Genomic DNA, 17,102 nt, shown 5'->3' with positions numbered 1-17,102 from the left:
CTCCTCTATTTCCCGCGCTGTCTTGCGGTTGCCTATGTTGTCATAGTCATAGGCGTAAGCGTCCGTGCCGAGGGTGGCCGCAGCAAGTTCGCTTCTCCCGTTGTAGGAGAAGACGTCGCGGCGTGTGGTTCCCTGGCGGAGGAGGGTGCGGGCAGTTGGCCGCCCCAGGGCGTCATAGGCATAGGCGCGGCGGGAGACGAGGGTTGTTCCGCGGTTATAGTCCATGTCCGCCAGCAGGTCACGTTTGGCTTCATAGCTTTGTTCCAGCGTCATGCCGTTGGGCATCGTCAAGGTTTCCAGCAGATTGCTTCCTGCCAGATAGTTATATTCAAAGATGCGGTTCTGTCCGCTGTGCATGAAGCCCGCGCTGTTGATGCGCCCGTCCGGCGCGTAGCCCCAGGAGGCGATTTGGGCATTGCCGCTGGCGCCGCGTTTGAGGATGTAGCCGATGCTGCGACCGTAACCGTCCAGGGTTTCCACGAGAGGGAAGACGGCGCCATTCACCGTGACGCTGTCCTGTACGGGGTCGCTGTATTCATTGTAAGAGAAGGTACGTATGCCTGAGGCATCCGTCACTTGCGTGAGCTGGCCGAGGATGTTGTAGGAGAAGGCCTGTTCCGGCGTGCCGTCGGAAAAGCCGATTCTTGTGAGAAGGCCTTGCGCCGCGTTCCATACGCAGGTGGTGACGATGCCGCGCGCGTCCGTTTCCGTGGCAAGGCGGTTGTTGGCATCGTAGGTCCGGACGGTTCCCCGGCCGTTGGCGTAAGTCTTGCCCAATTCCAGCCCGGTAGCGTTATGGTAAGTCCAGACGGTAGTGTCTCCGCCGGAAAGATCGGATGGGTCGGAAATGATCGTTTCTTCGTCTATGCGGAAAGTAGTGAGGCTGATAAGGCGGTCTGCGTCATCCCAGGCGAACAGGGCCGGCTGGATGGCCGTGCCGTATTCCGCTGTTTTACGGTTCCTGACATCGTAGGCATAGTTGGCCGTGTTGCCCAGGGCATTTGTGACGGCAGAGGGATTGTCGCTGGTCGCGCAATAGGTCGTGGTTGTCGTATTGCCGGCAGCATCAGTTACGGCAATCGGGCGGCCGGCAATGTCCGTATGAGTGGTGGAAGTGTTCCCCCTGCCATCCGTGACCGTCCGGACGAGGCCGGTTTCCGTGTAGCGGCGGGTGAAGGTGGTGACGATTCCCCGATTATCCGTTTCTGAAATTGTGAAGCCGTCCACGACGGTAGCGGAAGCTGTAATGTCGGAGGTGGGCACGCTGCTTTTTTCCACGCGCACCGCGCCCTGCCCATATTCGGTCCACCGGATGCTTTCATGGCCGCGTTCGTCGATGGTGATTTGCCTGTTTTGCAGAACGGCGGATTCCGTAACCAGCCGTTTGACAGCGCTGCTTAACATGTTGCCCGCTGTATTGTTGCGGGCAGCGGCGACGTTTTGATAGACGCCGTCTTCACGTTCTTCCCAAGCTGTCTGGAAAGTCTGGATGCGGTTTTTTGCCGCATCCGCCGGAGACGCCGAGTCGAGCACAACGGTTTGTCTGGCCAGATTTCCCATGCTGTCATACTCATACTCCACCGGTGCCTGGGTCCCTTCCGTGCGGCGGGTGAGCTGGCCCAGCGCATTGTAAACGCTGCGGGTATAGAGATAGGTGTTTTCCAGGGTGGTGGGAGAAGTCAGCGTAATGGTTTGTCCGAAGCCGTCCCGAATGTCCTGTTTCAGGATGGTTGTGTTGTCCGCCAGCCGGGTAGTGTGGCGCAGGCCCCTGATAAAATCATAAATGTGGTAGAGCTCCCTTTGCCCTGTACCGGATTCATGCGCGATGCTCCCGTCTGTGTTGTATGTATTGACGAGCGTCGCCCCTGATGGCGTGGTTGTCGTAACCGTCAGTCCGTCTTCGCTGTAACTGGTTGTTGTGACGCGGCCCAGCACATCGGTTTTGCGGGTCACGCGGCCCAGCAGGTCATAGGTAGTTTCCTCGGTTGTCCGCATCGGCCCGATGTGGGTCGTCGCGCTTATTATCTGCCCTGCCGCATCGCGTTCATACGCCGTGATCGTTTCCGGAGTGACGACGTCAGTCCCGTCGTTTATTTCGCTGCGCGTGGTTTCAATGAGCTGCCGGGCGGTGTTATAAGCGTAATCCATGCGTACGCCGTCTTCGTCAACTTCCCAAAGGGGTTCTCCTGTGCAGGTCAGGGCGCGGGAAGAAGTGCGGCCATTGTCGCGCACCGTTTCCACACGGCGGTTGAGAAGGTCGTAAGAGTAGGAAGCGCCGCCGGTTTGCCTCCACTCGCCCGTGGGGAGCAGGACGAGGTTTTCTTCCCTTGCGGTGTTTCCTTCAGCGGTGATGTAGCTGACGCGGCGGGTTGACTGGCCGGGAACGGGTTCTCCGTTGATGCGCGTTTCCGCCGTGACGCTGTAGAGGGCTCCATGATCTGTGGTTGGGGCGTAGGTATAATGAGTCTGTACGCCGTTGACGGCCTGTTCCATCTTGAGGCGTCCCGCCGCGAAGGCATTCGGCGCGCCGGCCAGCCAGGTTTCCGTAACGCTGAGCTGCGTGACGGAAGAGCCTGCCGCCGTTTCACGCTTTTCCACGCGTTTGACGTGGTTTTCTTCCGCATAGGTATATACCGCAAGGCTTAACGTGTTGACTGCGGAAACGGTAGAGAGCTGGATTTTTACTTCAGCCGGTTCACTGGTGTAGCCTGCGGCGCTGTCACGGTACTTTGTGCTTACTGTCCGCAATCCGTTGGCTCCCCATGGGCTGTTTTCCAGCACCGGGCGTCCTGCGGCGTCGTAGACGGTTTTGTGTTCCCCCGCGTTGGGAGAAGCAGAGGAGATAAGCCGGCCGGAGTCATCATAGGAGTAAACAGTAGTCAACGCCCCTTCGGCTCCGTACCCTTCCGTGCGGCTCAGCAGGTGTTCTCCGGTGATGGTCGTTTCATATTCCTCAAGCGTGCAGGAGGCCACCACATTGTTTTTCATCAGACGGGTGAGGACGCGGTAGCGGTTTTCCTGCGAACCCTCTTCCGGTTGAAGACGTTCCCTCCGCGTTTCAACGGCATCTTCTCCTGTTCCTTCTGCCATGCTCCAGGCTTCTTGCGACCATGTCCATTTGGTCACGAAGTCGGGTACAGTGGCCGGCAACGTGTTGTCGCGTTCAGAGATGACGAGGGTTTGCAAAGCTTCGTCTCCCGTCACTGTGAAGATTTTCGCCGGAGTCCCTTCAACGGTGAACAGGGCTCCTTCTCCCTCCGGTTCCATGACCTGCGCGGGCGGATAAATGCTGATGGCATACCCTCCTCCTTCCAGGGGGAGCACATCCGCCAGCCCATCCCAGGTGTTCCATATTTGACGGATAACGCCGTGTTCGCCACGAACAATCGCCAGGTAATTTTCTCCTTCCGATGCGGTCATCAAATACCCGCCCGCGGAGATATAGCCTTCGCATTGCCCTGTGGAAAGAGAGTAAAAGGCGGCGCCTCCGCCCGCATAAGAAGCGCGGATGAAGGCGGCCTGCTCAAGGCTGCATGCCTCCGCTTCCCTGCTCATGGCCGGGACGGGGGCCAGGATGGTCGTTGTGATGCCCGATGCGCCTACCGGGAAAAACGCGCTTCCCGTGCCGTCAAGCATGTAGTTGGTGTAACTGGCTCCATCCAGCAGAGCAACCAGCGTGTTGGGCGCCATGCCCCCTTCCGGCAGCGCGAGGAAGGTGGCTAGCGGATGCCGCAGGGCCAAGCCAGCCGGGGAGGATAAATCCGGGGAGAAAGAGCGGTGGGCTGAAATTTCCAGACGTCCCGCCGGCATGTGGGATATGCCGCGGAACACGCCGAACTGCGCCGACCAGGCCATGTCATTAACGGAGGATTGCCGCATCACCCCGCTGCCTCCGGAGGTTGAGGTCAGATTGGAAAAGAAACGGCGCAGGGAGGAGCGGCCGCTGACTGGGGCGCCGCTGCTGGAGGGGGCGCCTCCGGGAGTAGTTTCACCGTCCGAATTGCAGGAGCATGGCGGGCAGTCACAATCGCATTCCTGCGGCGGGTCGTTCTCTTCAGGCGTGATGGAGATGGCGCTGGCCGGGCCTACGATGCAACTGAGGAAGGAAACGTTCCCCCTGGGAGGATAGTCAATGTTGATGTGGGAGACGGACACTGTATAAAACCCGGCCTTGATGCCGGGGAAGCTGCCGTTAATTCTTACTCCGGCGCCTGAGGGTGACGTATAGCTTTGCCCCGCTACTGAAATCGTGGCCTGGTCATCCACCGTGCCGGTGGCCGTCAGTACGTACAGACGGGTATCCCCTCCGCCTTCCCCTACTTGAATTTGTTTGGAGGTTTCCGGCATCACGTCTCCGGGATAGGACGGAGCTGCATGATTATAGGAAAAGGAGACGGACGATTCGCCCTCCCTCTTCTGTAAAACCGGCGTAACGGTAAAACCAAGATGATGATTGCCCCGGACGCTGTTGCAGATGGAAAAGTTAGATTTCATTCTAATTGGCTATCTTTAAATAATTTCTGTTTATCAACAATAATTTTGTGATAAGGTGCGCCATTTAGCAATTAAACCTATGGATACACCTATAAAAATAGAAGTCAACAAGATATGATGATTTTCTCCTGTTTTTCCCATCCATTTGCATGCAGGGAATAATTCTGACGCGGGATGTTTTCCGGGCGCGGGGCACAGGAAAGTTCCCAACGCAGGAAAAGATGGGATGTCCCTTTTCTGCCTGATTGCGCGGCAGAAGAAAGGCCGCCCGTTTTCCGGAACATGTTTTAGGCTTGGAAAGGGGAGCGCAATCAGGCAAGGTGTGCCGCGTTATTCATGAAGAACCTATTGAGCCGGTACATCAGCCTGAGCCTGGCGCTGCGGTATTTGAACCCGTTGCGGACTTTCTTTTCCATTATTACCCTGATTTGCCTGCTGGGCGTTTCTCTGGGGGTAATGGTGCTCATCGTCGTGTTGTCCGTCATGGGAGGACTCCAGAAGGAAATTCAGGGGAATCTGTTTGCGCACTCCCCGCACGTCCAGGTATGTTACCGGAACGACTTCGGCGTTAGGGAAGTGATTCCGGACTGGCTGGATTTGGGGGAGAAACTCAGGCACGTTCCCGGCGTCCAGTCCGCCTACGCCCTGATAGAAGACTATGCGCTGGCGGATGTGCAGGGGCGGCAGAGGCCCTGCTTTTTCCGGGCCATTGATACGGAAAACGCCGCCCAGTTGGAGGATTTGAAGCGTTTGGTGGTCGCCGGCGATGCGGAACTGGACATGGGGGAAAAGGCTGTGGTTTCCTCCATCGTGGCAGAGAGCATGGGATTGAATGTGGGAGATGTTGTCCGGGTTTACACGACCCGCAATTTTCAGGAAATTTCCCACGCCTACCAGCAGACGGAGCTGCCGATGCTGGCGGAGAAAAACGCGCGGGAACTCAAGGATTTGAAAGAGTGGGGTAAATCCCTGAAGACGGAGGGAGAGCGTGAAACGGCCGACAGAGCCTCCGTGGACAGGGCCTTTTCCCTGCTTAACGGGCTGTTGTCCGTTCCGCGCAGGGATGCGGAACGTTCCTGCCTGATGGATCTGCTTGCCGTGCTGAACGACGGAGAGCTTGCGGACAACGGCAAGGTGGCCTTTCCGCAAGGAACGCGGAAGGAATGGGAAACCGTTTTGAGCGGTTTCAAGGCCGGGGCAAGAAATGAGGCGGATATGGAATGCTTCCGGAAAATCAAGGAGCTGGTGATGCCGAAGGACCTGGAGGTGATTGGAATTTACCGGGCCTCCCAGCATACGCCCAGCCCGGATCTTTTCATTCCGCTGGTCATCGGCCAGGAATTGCTGGGTTATGAGGATGACGTGGTGCAGGCCGTGGCCCTGCGCGTGGAAGACCCTTACCATGTGGAAACAATGCTGGCTCCCGTGATGCAGGCGCTGGAAAAGGAGAAGCCTTCTTCCGCATGGACGCTGGAAACCTGGCATGACCGCTTTAACGCGTGGTTTGAACTGATGCAGAAGGAGCGCATGATGATGAGCTTTGTCCTGTCCTTCATTTCCCTGATTTCCGCTTTTTGCATTATGGCGGTGATGTTTACCGTTTCCATCCAGAGGAAAAAGGAAATCGCCGTGATGAAGGCGTTGGGAGCCACGCCGTTCCAGGTGGTGCGCGTCTTCCTGTGGCAGGGCGTCATCATCGGTTTTGTGGGAGCCCTCCTGGGGGTAGGGCTGGGGCTGCTGGTGCTGGAATACCGTATGCAGATTCAGGGGTTTCTGGCGGGAATAGGCTTTGACCCGTTCCCCGTGGCCTTCCACGGCACGGCGAATATCCCGGTGGTGATTGACTGGGCGGAGCTGGCATGGCAGGCGGTGAAAGCTTTTGTCATGGTCGTGGTGGCATCCATCATTCCTGCCCTGATCACGGCGCGCCAGGATCCGGCCCGCTCCCTGCGCAGCATGTAACAGGAATCGCCTATGGATATTTACTGGATTCAGGGTCATGAACAGAAGGGGCCTCTGCCGGAAGTGGAGGTCATTTCCATGCTGGAGGCGGGCCTCATTCCGGAAAACGCCCGGGCGTGGCATGCCGGGTGCCCGGAATGGGTATGCATCCGAGACCTTCCGGCATTGAAGGGGGCAGGCGCCGTCAGCAGGGGAGAAGGAGAACGGCGGAACCGGGAGGAAGAGGGACTGGAAAACGCAGGGGAAGAGCAGGCTCCGGCGCTTGCCGCGGATGTGGATTGCCCGCCGGAAGAAGGGGGGACGGCCCCGGAGGAGGGAGCGCCGCTGGTGGTTCCGTATGCGTACGTCCGTTTTCTCGGCAGAATGGCGGATATCATGATGCACATGACGCTGTATGTGTCCGTGCTCAGAGTTTCCGGCCTGGCTTTCAATCCCGGTTTCCTTCCTGGTTCCTATGAAGCTCTGCTTTACCTCTGCCTCCCGATGGTTCTCGTTGAAACCGCCTTTCTTGGTACATTGGGAACAACCCCGGGAAAAGCCATGCTGGGCGTTTCCGTCAGGGACTACCGGGGAAGGCGTCTTTCTTTCCCCACGGCATTCCGGCGCTCCCTGTTCGTCATGGTGCTTGGCCTGGGGTGTTTTGCTCCTTCCCTGATGCTGCTGACCCTGTTCTTTTCCTGGTGGTGGGTGCGCCGCTTCGGCTTCACTCCCTGGGACAGGAAGCTGGGGACTACGGATGTGCTGAACAGCCCCCTGACGCTCCGCAAAGTAGTGATGACGTTGGCGCTGGTCATTCTGTGCCTTCAACTCATCTACGTTCTGCTGATTCCCTGGCTGCCTGAGATGGAGGCTTATGCGGCCGCTTCTGGCCAAATGTGATAAAAAGGCGGTCGTGCGGGGTTTAGGCTTTTAATCACCTGAATTTGTTTCATACTTGTTTCAGCCATGCCAGAAATACACCCAACGGCAGTAGTGCATCCTACTGCAGAGATCGCGGATGATGTTAAAATCGGTCCCTTTTGCGTTGTCGGGGAACATGTCAAACTGGGGCCCGGCTGCGTGCTGCACAGCCACGTGGTTATCGACGGTCCTTCCTCCTTTGGCAGCGGCAACGAATTTTTCCCGTTTTCCGTCATCGGCCTGAAAAGCCAGGATTTGAAATACAAGGGGGAGCCGACCTATCTGGAAGTGGGGGATAACAATGTCTTCCGTGAAAACGCCACCATCAACAGGGCTACGGATATTGGCGGCGCAACGCGGATAGGGAATAACAATCTTTTCCTGGTTTCCTGCCATGCCGGGCATGATTGCCAGATCGGCAATCATGTGATTTTTTCCGGGTTCGCTACTGCCGCCGGCCACGTTACGGTGGGGGATTACGCTATTCTGGCGGGCTGCTGCGCCGTACACCAGTTTGTGAGCATTGGAGAACATGCCATGGTGGGGGCGATGGCCCGCGTGAGCCAGGATGTGCTGCCGTACACGATTGTGGAAGGCCATCCTGCCGTAACGCGGTCCGTTAACTCCATCGGCATGCAGAGGCGCGGTTTTTCCGAAGAAGACCTGAAAGCCGTGCGCATGTGCTATAAAAAGCTTTTCGTCAATAAAAAGCTGACCGTTCATGAAGCTCTGGAGGAACTGCGGCATTCGGATTATGCGGAAAATGCCTGCCTGAGGAGAATCATCCAATTCGTGGAAACTTCCGAACGGGGGTTCTGCCATTGAATCCATGAAAACGGGTTTTGTTTTTGACCTGGACGGGACGCTGGTGGACTCCATTCCCGGTATCGCCCGCGGCCTGAACCTGGCCTTGAAAGCGCTGGGGTATCCGGAGCATTCCGTGGACGCCATCCGGGAAATGGTGGGCAAGGGGGCCCGGGAGCTTTGCCTGGCTTCCCTGAAAGGCTATTTCAACGGAAACGTGCCGGAGGAAGCTTTTGAAGCGGTGCACCGGGGATTCATGCGCGAATACCCGCACACCTGGCAGGAGGGCACGGTGCCGTACCCCGGCATCCGGGAAATGCTTCTGTCCCTGGTCGGAGAAGGCCATCCTCTGGGTGTTTTATCCAACAAGCCTCATGCAGTTACGGTGCCGCTGGTGCGCCATATCCTGCCTGAAATTCCCTTCCGTGAGGTGATGGGATTTTCCGAACGTTTTCCGCGCAAGCCGGAACCTGACTCCCTGCTGTCCATCGTCCGCTCCTGGGGCAGGGAGCCGGAGCAGGTGTGCATGGTGGGGGACTCCGCCCATGACGGCAACACGGCCGTGAACGCCGGAACACGGCTTGTTCTGGTGGGGTGGGGCTACAGCTCCCGTTCCGCTCTGGACGCTTTCCGGGTGCCGGTGTGCGCCTCTGCGGGGGAATTATCTGCCCGGCTGCATGATGAAAACAGCCTGCCGTTTCCCGTTCCCGCTCATAAAAATTCTTGAAAGTTCCGGCTGGGGCAGAGTTCCGGAAACCGAATTCCTCTGTATCATCAAGATTCTTTCAGGCGCAGGAAAACGTCTGCGGGGGATTCTTTAGGGCTGTATTTTCCCGGCCCGGAAATGGGTAGGGGGGAAAGCCGCATGGTTGTTGCTCTTTCAGGACGGAATGTCCGCAGATTTGGCCTGTTCGGTAATGTCTTCCAGGGCGCGGGGAAGTTCCTTCGTGGAGGTGACGCCCAGGTTTTTCAACTTCTGAGCCCGGGGAATGAACCGGTGTTCAAAAGAGGAAACGGTTTTGTTGTACTGGGCTACCGCCTGGTTCAGGCTCTTGCCCAGAGAGGAAAAATGGCCGGAAAGGATAGAGCAGGTATTGAACAGGTCCGCGCCCGCTTCCGAAATTTTCTTGGCGTTATCCGCCAGCTGCTCCTGCTTCCAGCCGTAAGCGACGGCTTTCAGCAGGGCAATCAGGGTGGATGGAGTGGAAAGAATGACCCTATTCTCCGCGCCGAATTCAATCAGGGTGGGGTCTGCTTCCAGAGCCGCCTGGAAGAAGGATTCCCCGGGCAGGAACATAATGACGAATTCGGGGCATGGGGAAAACTGGGCAAAGTAATTCTTGGCGCTTAATTGCTGCAAATGCCTCCTGACGTCCGCGGCATGGCGTGCCATCCACTGGCTGCGCTCTTCCGGATTCTCCGTCTGCCCGGCATTCAGGTAGGAAGCCATGGGCGCTTTCGCGTCAATGATGATGGAACGGCCTCCAGGAAGGTGAATGACCATGTCCGGCCGTATCCGTTCCTCCTCTCTGGAGCGGGTTTCCTGAGTCGTGAAATCGCAGTACTCCACCATTCCCGCCAGTTCCACCACGCGGCGCAGCTGGAGTTCCCCCCATTGGCCGCGAACGCTGTTGTGGTGCAGAGCCTGGGAAAGCCTGGCGGTTTCATTTTTCAGGGCTTCGTTGCCGGAAAGAATATAGCGGATTTGCGTTTTCAGGTCCGTGTAGGCGCCCACGCGTTCCTTTTCCATCTCTCCCAGCCGGGACTGGACCAGTTTCAGGGATTCGCTCACCGGTTTCAGCATGGACTCAATAGCCTGTTTGCGGGAATCCAGGTCATGATTGGCCTGCTGGCGCTGGCTTTGCAGACGCGTTTCCGCCAGATTCAGGAATTGTTTTTCCGAGTTCCGGAGGACTTCCGCGCTGATGCCGGCAAAGGAATCTTTCAGCACTTCTTCCGCCCGGCGGAGCATTTGTGTTCTGTCTTCCGCCCGTTCCTGCCAGGAGCGGGATTCCGCTTCGAGGCGGACGGAGCGGTCCCGGTACCGCAGCAGCAAAACCAGCAGCGCCACGCAGGCGATCAGCAGCAAAAAGGCCAGGAACCAGGGAAAAAATGGGGAAATCATAAGGAAAAAATAAGCAATCAGATGGGGGTGGCGTAGGGGATGCTGTCCGTTTCTTCCACGGGTTCGGCCAGGGGGATGTTATCGTCGCTGCCGTCCAGCGGTTCCGCATAGGGAATGCTCTCTTCCGAATCCGGTTCCGCCATGGGAATGTGCTGTTCACACATGTTGGCGGGGGCCTGGTAGCCTGCGGACGTTTCAAAATACGCAGTCTTGGCGTACTGGCAGCCGGAATGGGCCAGTTGATTGGATTCCCGGCAGACAAGTACGGCCTGTCCTTCCGAACCGGGACGTGTACGGATGGCGTTGGCGGGATAGCCTTCCTTCTGGGCGGCAAGCATAATATCCACCCAGACGGGCAGGGCCAGGGTGCCTCCGTAGCCTTTTTCCAGAATTTTGGTGGAGGAATCGAACCCCACCCAGACACTGCAGGTGAGGTTGGACGTATATCCGGCGAACCATGCGTTCGTATAATTATTAGTGGTTCCGGTTTTGCCGCCGCAGGGGGATTTAAAGCCCAGCGCGGTAATTTTTCCTGCCGTGCCTCCGGGCTTGCAGACCTGCTGGAGGATGGAAGAGGTTATGTTCGCCGCCCGCTGGGAATAGACGGTGCGCTTGCTTTTGGTGATGGCGAAGCGCGGCTGGCCCTGCGAATCCGTAATATGGTCAATGATGTATGGCGTGGGGCGTACGCCCCCGTTGGCAAAAACGCTGTAGGCGCTGGCGATGTCCAGAGGGGACGCTTCCCACGTGCCCAGATAAAGGGCCGGGGTGCGGGAAATATTTCCGTGAAAGCCCGCCAGTTGTGCGGATTGAATGACATTGGACAAGCCGGCGCGGTTGCCGATGCGCACGGACATGGTGTTGCGGGAAAGGATGAGGCCGAAGGAGGCCGGCTTCATGCCCCGATACGTTCCGTCCGAATTGCGGGGGGACCAGTTGGCGGCTCCGCGTATTTCCCCGTACGCAATCCTGTCATCCGAAATGCGGGTATCCGCAGAATTGCCCTGCTGGAAAAACGTGGCGTAAATGAACGGTTTGAACAGGGAGCCGGTCTGCCGCCTGGACTGAATGGCGCGGTTCAGCTTGGATTCTTCCGCGTCCCGGCCTCCGACGACGGCCAGAAGAGCCCCCGTGGCATTGTCCATGACTACGGCGGCGGATTGGATGTAATTAGGCATCGGCGGCTGCGTCTTTTCCTTCTGTTCCGCAGGGAGCGCCTTCCAGGCGGCCAGGGATGCCTCATATTCCGCCTTGGTGGTCAGCTTGTTTTTCAGGATGCCTCTCTTTTCCCGCCTGGCCTGCAGGGAGGCCAGGTGCTTCTTGAAATCCTTGCGGGCTTCCAGCGCGTCCATGTGCTTGTTGATGGCGTCCAGCGTGGCGTTCTGCAGATCAAGGTCCAATGTGGTGTGAACCACCAGCCCTCCCAGGCGGATGTCTTCTTCCTCCAGAATGGCGTCCAGCTCCCGGCGCACGAGCCCCATGGCGTAATTCTCCTCAGACCGGGACTGGGGCGTCCGGGTGGCGATAGGCTCCGCCAGGGCCGCCTGATATTGCACTTCCGTAATCTTGCCTTCGTTTTTCAGCAGGCCAAGGACGATATCGCGCACTTTTTTGGCTTCTTCCGGGTGTTTGATGGGGGAGAAGTCATTTGGGCCGTAAATAATGCCGGCCAGGGTGGCGCATTCCGCCAGGGATAAATCCCGGGGTTCCTTGTCGTAATATCCCCGCGCCGCCGCCGCTATTCCCAGGAAGGTGTGCCCCCAGAAAATACGGTTGATGTAAGTCTCCAGAATTTCATCCTTCGTGTAAGTGGCTTCAATGCGTTTCGCCAGAGCTACTTCCGTTAATTTGGAATGCAGGTTGCGCTCCCGGTGGTTGTACGTAATTTTAGCGAGCTGCATCGTCAGGGTGGAAGCTCCCTGCGTAGCTCTCTTGTGCTTGAGCACCTGCGCAAAGGCGCGGCCCACGCCTATCCAGTCCACGCCTCCATGATCGTAAAAACGGTTGTCTTCGCGCAGGAGCAGGGCATCAATAAAAATGGGAGGAACTTCCTGAAGGGATACCCGCTTGCGGTTTTCCCCGTGCAGGGTGCCGATGGTGCGGTTTTTACGGTCCAGAATCACCGTGCGTTCCGGAATGTTGCTCTTTACCTCGGAAATGTCATAGCGGTTGGAAATGGCGCCGTAAAGGAACACCAAGATGGACCCGATCACGATGCCGACGAAGCAGCATCCCAGAAGGATGCGCAGAGGCCAGCAGATGAACCAGCGGATATTCCGCGTCAGGGAGCCGATGAAGCGGAACGGCATCAGCAGGACGAACAGCAGGGCTCCGAAAATCGTGAAACGCGGCTTGCGCATGGTTCCTGCGCGCGCGGGACGGCTTTCTTCTTCTCTTCCCGGACTGTTTTCAAAATCTTCCTTCGGAGACGGGCGGGAGGCTCGTCGCTGGGGCGGCGTGTCATACCGGGAAGGACTGTTGCGGGAATTCCCCGTTCTGCGGGTAGGGCCGGGAATGACGGCCGGCTCAGGATCTTCCTGCGGCAGCCCGGGGTAGGATGGACGGGGAACGGGCCTTTTTTTGCGTTCCGTCCGGGAACGGGAAGACATTTCTCCATCTTGGATGCGTTCCCTCCAGGAGGCGTCATGTCGTTTCCTTGATTTGTCGTTTAACCCCATCCGTGGGATGGACTTTATCATAAATAACCGGAATGGTCTAAGCAAAAGATGAGGCGTCATGTCGCAATCCATAGACAAAATTCTGCCGTTTTGAACGTTTATACAGTAGGATATGTCCTATCATTCGATTATCGGTAATTTCATGATATCATTATTGAGAATGACGAGTTTTCGCTACTTGGTCGTTGGGGGGCTTGTGTCCCTGTTGTTGGGAGGGGCGGGTCTTGCGGGGAATGTTTCTTCCATGGCGGATTTGCAGAAACATGTGCATAAAGTGGCCTCCAGCGTTACGGCTGCTACAGTGGCTCTGGTTTCCGACGGGGGGGAGACGGGCAGCGGCGTCATTGTCACTCCGCAGGGCCTGATTTTGACTGCGGCCCATGTAGTAGGCGGCGATGAAATCATGCGTGTGGTCTTTGCCGACGGGCGCGTAGTCAAGGGCCGGGTGCTGGGAGCCAACTTCACGCGGGATGCCGCCATGGTGCAAATCATGGACGGAGGAAACTATCCCCATGTGGAACTGGGTGAATCCGACAGTCTTCATGTGGGGGATTTTGTGGTGGCTCTGGGCCATTCCAAGGGATTTGACCCGGAACGCCGCGCGCCCATCCGCATGGGAAGATTGTGCACGGACGGAAAGCAGCGCTTCCTTATTTCGGAATGCACGCTGATTGGCGGAGATTCCGGCGGTCCCCTCTTTGACCTGTCCGGCAGGTTGGTTGGCATCCATTCCTCCATTGGCCCTATGTTGAAAATCAACAACCATGTCCCTGTTTCCGTTTTCAGGAGAGACTGGGACAAACTGCTCTCCGGCAGGCATTGGGGCCAGCTGGGCCTTCATCCCATGGCGGACCCCGAATCTCCTGTGCTCGGGTTTGCCATGATGGACGTGCTGGGCGTGGACGGCGTGGTGGTGGAAGATGTTGTGGTGAATTCTCCGGCGGATGCCGCCGGCATCCGGCCGGGGGACGTCATTACCCACATGGACAGCCGGAGCCTGAGTTCCGTGAGGGATATGCTCCGTGAACTGGGCAGGCACCGTCCGGGGGAAACCGTTCCCTTGGTGGTGGTGAGGAAAGGTACGGCTTACAAGGCGGATCTTACATTCGGCAGGCGCGGCGACCTGATGTCCGGCCTGAAATACCAGGAACAAACTCAAGGATGATGATGAAATATTTATGGGCGGCATTCGCGGCGGCTTCCGCGTGTGCCCAGGAAATAGCTTCTCCCCTGCCTCCGGACCAGATGATTGCGCCGGAGGACAAAAGCGTGCTGGACAGCCAGGCCAAGGAGATTTTCCGGGAATGGGACAAAGTGGCTGTTCCGGTGGGGCAGTCCGTGGTGGCGCTGGTTGCCGGCAATACCCAGGTGGCTTTGGGAACGGTTGTGGGGAAGGGAAAGGTCCTCACCAAATTGAGCGATCTCCAGAAGGAGCGGCGTCCGGTCATGCTGGTGGATTCTTCCGGGCGGGTTTATGACGCCAAGGTGCTCTTTGCCCTTCCGGAGCATGATCTGCTGATGATGGATGTGCCGGGGCTTCCCGCTCCTCCCATTGACCTGAATTCCTATGTGCAGGCGAAGGAAGGGGACGTGATTGCAGCCGTATCGCCCACGGGGCATGTGAGCGACTTCGGAGTCGTTTCCGTAGCCCAGCGCAGCCTGAGGGCGGATGACCAGCCTTATCTCGGCATCGTTTCCGATCCCCGCTGGGACGGGGAGGGGGTCATGATAGGCGGCGTGGAAGCCGGCAGCGGCGCGCACCGCAGCGGATTGATGGCCGGCGATGTGTTGATGAAGCTGAATGGAAAGCCGGTGGACGGAATGTACTCCATCCGTGCCGCTATGGTCGGGGTGCGTCCCGGTGAGACGGTTCCCGTGGAAGTAAGGCGGCGGAACCAGGTAGTGGAGGGAAAACTCCTCACGGGGCCCAGGCCCAAAGTGATGAAATTCCCGCAAAAGCGCCTTGATATGATGAACTCCATGGGCAACCGGATGAGCCTGAAAAGGGATGAATTCCCTTTGGTCATCCAGTCGGACATGACCTTGTTCCCGGAACGGGCCGGATGCCCGGTCATTGACGTCAACGGAAAATTTGTGGGTTTGGCCCTGAGCCGGGCCGGACGCACGGAGACCTATATCCTGCCTTCCTGGATATGCAGGGAACTGGTGGAAGGAGTGCTCCCGCAGGTGCAGCAATACAAGGCGGGACGCGGAGAAAACATTCCGGAGGCCCAGCCTGTGGATGATTCCTATGACGCCCGGCGTCTGGAGGAAAACCGGCGAAAAGTGGAAGATAAGATGAGCCGTCAGGGTCTGGTGCCCAAAGTTTATTAAGCCTGTCCTGATGCCGGAGGGCAACGAGTGAACCTCCCGGCGAACCGTCTGGCTTCAGGATCTCTTTCTTCGTATGGGAGCATAGGCGGAATTGCCCTGTCTCCCTACTGGGGGTCCGTTGGCTTTTTTGCGGGAACCGTTTCCGGCGTCAGGAACAGTCCGCCTGCCGCATTGGAGCCGCGGGAAATATGGCGGGCGTTGTTCCCGTGCCGGAACAATGTCCGGAGTGGTTTATTCCCTCAATCAGTGGCGGCTGGGGAAGCAAAACGAGAAATAAAAAAACGGGCAGAAATGCCCGTTTTTCTGAATAATCCGGATATGCTCAAGAGCCGCTTCCGGCTCCCCGGATATTGGAAGAGAACTTACTTGTCTGAGGAAGCCGCCCCCGGTCTTTCCTTGAAAATCATCAATTCCGTCAAAACGACGGTGCGTCCGGTGGAATCCGGGGAAATAATCATGACTACTTTTCGTCCCGGGTAGGTCGTCAGCATCATGCCTCTGTCCTTCACCTTGACGACTTTGCCGTTCTTCAAACGGGTCATGTACGTCAAATTGGCGGGGGTAGTGCGGGAAATACTGCTGTCTGTGGCATTCTTGCCGAAAATGTAAGTGGACTTGCTGGGCAGTTCGATAGCGCTTTTTTCTCCTGAAGGAGGCTTGGGAAGCTCCAGGGTGAACGTGCGGCCAGTCAAGTTCTGGATGTAAACGCAGTTCAGCGGCAATTCCGACTCATTAATAAAATCCAGCGTCAATTCCCCTTTACTGTTTTTGCCCACCAGAGCCAGGGTTTTGGAGCCAAGATCGGCCGGCAGGGGCTTGCTGACGAGTTTATCGGTCGGCATGCCTTTCTGGTCCAGGCCTCCGAACAGGGTAATGATCTTGCTCCTGGGGTAAACGCTGCGGCGTCCCGGAAGGGCGGCGCGGATTTCCACTTTTTCCAGCCTTTTGGAATCAATAGGCATGTAAATGGGAGAGGGGAGAGACATGGGCTCCTTCAGGACGAACCGGATGCCGTTGACGGCGGCGGGGGGCAGGGATTTGTCCACAGTATCGGACGCCGGGGCATTGGCCGCCGGCTGGGCCGGTTCCGGCCTGGAGGATGCGCGGCTTTGTCCTTGGGCGAAGGAGATGCTTCCGAAAAGGCAGGTAAAGGCCAGGAGGGGTAAAATACGCATATATTTTGGGAAGTGGAATGAGGAAAAGAGTGTTTTGGTTTCCCCGGCAGTGACCCTTGGAGGATAACCGCGCGGGAAAAAGGCGGAGGGAAAATCCATTGAACCGTGCAGCAGCGTGCGCTGATGGTTCCAATAGTTTTGATATCCTTTGTGAAGTACATGAATGAAGATGTCCGTGCAAGCTCAAAGTAGGGATGCCTGGGATAAAATTCCTAAAGACAATGGGATTTCTTTTTTAAGGAAAGGATATAGGCAAGGAGCATCATCAAATGTCAGTCTTATCCATGCGTGGTGGAGCAAATGCCTGGCCGGCGGCCGCGCGGATAAGAAGGTTTGTGGTTAGTCGCGCGGAGAGGCGGCGCAGATCATCCATGCAGGTCAGGGGCTGGATTTCAGGAAAACGGCCGTATGGGAACAGGAGCATATGAAACTGCTTGTTGAAATTGCCCCGGCCGAATTTGATGTGTTGCATTACGGAGCTATTGTTGAACTTAAAAGGAAATAAACGTCGGCTCCGTATTCAATAAGTCGATCCGGTTTTTCCCGGGCTTATCGAAACTCCCGAAGATGTCCAAGGCAGGGGGAAAAGGGAAGAAAGCCCCACTATCCCCGGAACAGGGGAAAATCGTC

The 17,102-nt window shown here is 57.3% G+C and carries 10 protein-coding genes and 1 pseudogene; 7 read left to right on the top strand and 4 right to left on the bottom strand.

All coding sequences use genetic code 11. From position 1 onward, the window contains the following. Window positions 1-4,494, bottom strand: a 4,494-nt coding sequence (locus B3075_RS05350; RefSeq protein WP_290488407.1) for an RHS repeat domain-containing protein, incomplete at its 3' end; no start/stop codon positions are given. 336 nt (window positions 4,495-4,830) lie between these two features. On the opposite strand from B3075_RS05350, the gene B3075_RS05345 reads away from it, so the two are divergent. The 4 genes from B3075_RS05345 to B3075_RS05330 all read left to right on the top strand — a co-directional run bounded on the left by B3075_RS05345 (window position 4,831) and on the right by B3075_RS05330 (window position 8,887). Continuing rightward, window positions 4,831-6,456, top strand: a complete 1,626-nt coding sequence (locus tag B3075_RS05345) for an FtsX-like permease family protein (RefSeq protein WP_290488405.1) — start codon at window positions 4,831-4,833, stop codon at window positions 6,454-6,456. Window positions 6,457-6,468: 12 nt separating this feature from the next. Next, complete coding sequence (locus B3075_RS05340; RefSeq protein ID WP_290488404.1) at window positions 6,469-7,335, top strand: RDD family protein; 867 nt, start codon at window positions 6,469-6,471, stop codon at window positions 7,333-7,335. Window positions 7,336-7,401: 66 nt separating this feature from the next. Next, window positions 7,402-8,181 (top strand): acyl-ACP--UDP-N-acetylglucosamine O-acyltransferase, encoded by a 780-nt coding sequence (lpxA, locus tag B3075_RS05335; protein ID WP_094136567.1) that lies wholly within the window; start codon window positions 7,402-7,404, stop codon window positions 8,179-8,181. A 4-nt stretch (window positions 8,182-8,185) separates the two neighbouring features. Beyond that, window positions 8,186-8,887: an HAD family hydrolase gene (locus tag B3075_RS05330; RefSeq protein WP_290488402.1), complete on the top strand. Its 702-nt coding sequence runs from the start codon at window positions 8,186-8,188 to the stop codon at window positions 8,885-8,887. 153 nt (window positions 8,888-9,040) lie between these two features. Here B3075_RS05330 and B3075_RS05325 read toward each other — a convergent pair whose 3' ends face one another. Both B3075_RS05325 and B3075_RS05320 read right to left on the bottom strand, forming a co-directional pair. Continuing rightward, window positions 9,041-10,285, bottom strand: a complete 1,245-nt coding sequence (locus B3075_RS05325; RefSeq protein WP_094136565.1) for a DNA recombination protein RmuC — start codon at window positions 10,283-10,285, stop codon at window positions 9,041-9,043. Window positions 10,286-10,302: 17 nt separating this feature from the next. After that, window positions 10,303-12,984, bottom strand: coding sequence for a transglycosylase domain-containing protein (locus B3075_RS05320; protein WP_290488401.1), 2,682 nt, complete (start codon window positions 12,982-12,984; stop codon window positions 10,303-10,305). A 139-nt stretch (window positions 12,985-13,123) separates the two neighbouring features. On the opposite strand from B3075_RS05320, the gene B3075_RS05315 reads away from it, so the two are divergent. Then, window positions 13,124-14,128, top strand: coding sequence for a S1C family serine protease (locus B3075_RS05315; RefSeq protein ID WP_290492039.1), 1,005 nt, complete (start codon window positions 13,124-13,126; stop codon window positions 14,126-14,128). Next, window positions 14,128-15,297 carry a PDZ domain-containing protein gene (locus B3075_RS05310; RefSeq protein ID WP_161994269.1) on the top strand — a complete coding sequence of 390 codons (1,170 nt, stop codon included), beginning with the start codon at window positions 14,128-14,130 and terminating at the stop codon, window positions 15,295-15,297. The genes B3075_RS05315 and B3075_RS05310 overlap by 1 nt, the downstream gene beginning before the upstream one ends. Window positions 15,298-15,659: 362 nt before the next feature. On the opposite strand, the gene B3075_RS05305 is transcribed toward B3075_RS05310, so the two are convergent. Beyond that, window positions 15,660-16,472: a hypothetical protein gene (locus B3075_RS05305; protein ID WP_290488397.1), complete on the bottom strand. Its 813-nt coding sequence runs from the start codon at window positions 16,470-16,472 to the stop codon at window positions 15,660-15,662. A gap of 406 nt (window positions 16,473-16,878) precedes the next feature. On the opposite strand from B3075_RS05305, the pseudogene B3075_RS10395 reads away from it, so the two are divergent. Further along, window positions 16,879-16,977, top strand: a pseudogene (locus B3075_RS10395) (class I SAM-dependent methyltransferase); the annotation flags it as partial. Between the last annotated feature and the right edge of the window lie 125 nt (window positions 16,978-17,102).

Origin of the sequence: Akkermansia sp. UBA7090 (assembly GCF_002493465.1) — a bacterium.
Classification (GTDB): Bacteria; Verrucomicrobiota; Verrucomicrobiia; order Verrucomicrobiales; family Akkermansiaceae; genus Akkermansia; species Akkermansia muciniphila_A.
The sequence above is the reverse complement of the archived record's forward strand: the minus strand, read 5'-3'. Positions and strand labels throughout refer to the sequence as shown.

What these genes read in the sequence shown, in the direction of transcription:
- B3075_RS05345 (WP_290488405.1), top strand. Translation starts at nt 4,831, where the DNA reads ATGAAGAACCTATTGAGCCGGTACATCAGCCTGAGCCTGGCGCTGCGG.
- B3075_RS05340 (WP_290488404.1), top strand. Translation starts at nt 6,469, where the DNA reads ATGGATATTTACTGGATTCAGGGTCATGAACAGAAGGGGCCTCTGCCG.
- lpxA (WP_094136567.1), top strand. Translation starts at nt 7,402, where the DNA reads ATGCCAGAAATACACCCAACGGCAGTAGTGCATCCTACTGCAGAGATC.
- B3075_RS05330 (WP_290488402.1), top strand. Translation starts at nt 8,186, where the DNA reads ATGAAAACGGGTTTTGTTTTTGACCTGGACGGGACGCTGGTGGACTCC.
- B3075_RS05325 (WP_094136565.1), bottom strand. Translation starts at nt 10,285, where the DNA reads ATGATTTCCCCATTTTTTCCCTGGTTCCTGGCCTTTTTGCTGCTGATC.
- B3075_RS05320 (WP_290488401.1), bottom strand. Translation starts at nt 12,984, where the DNA reads ATGATAAAGTCCATCCCACGGATGGGGTTAAACGACAAATCAAGGAAA.
- B3075_RS05315 (WP_290492039.1), top strand. Translation starts at nt 13,124, where the DNA reads ATGACGAGTTTTCGCTACTTGGTCGTTGGGGGGCTTGTGTCCCTGTTG.
- B3075_RS05310 (WP_161994269.1), top strand. Translation starts at nt 14,128, where the DNA reads ATGATGAAATATTTATGGGCGGCATTCGCGGCGGCTTCCGCGTGTGCC.
- B3075_RS05305 (WP_290488397.1), bottom strand. Translation starts at nt 16,472, where the DNA reads ATGCGTATTTTACCCCTCCTGGCCTTTACCTGCCTTTTCGGAAGCATC.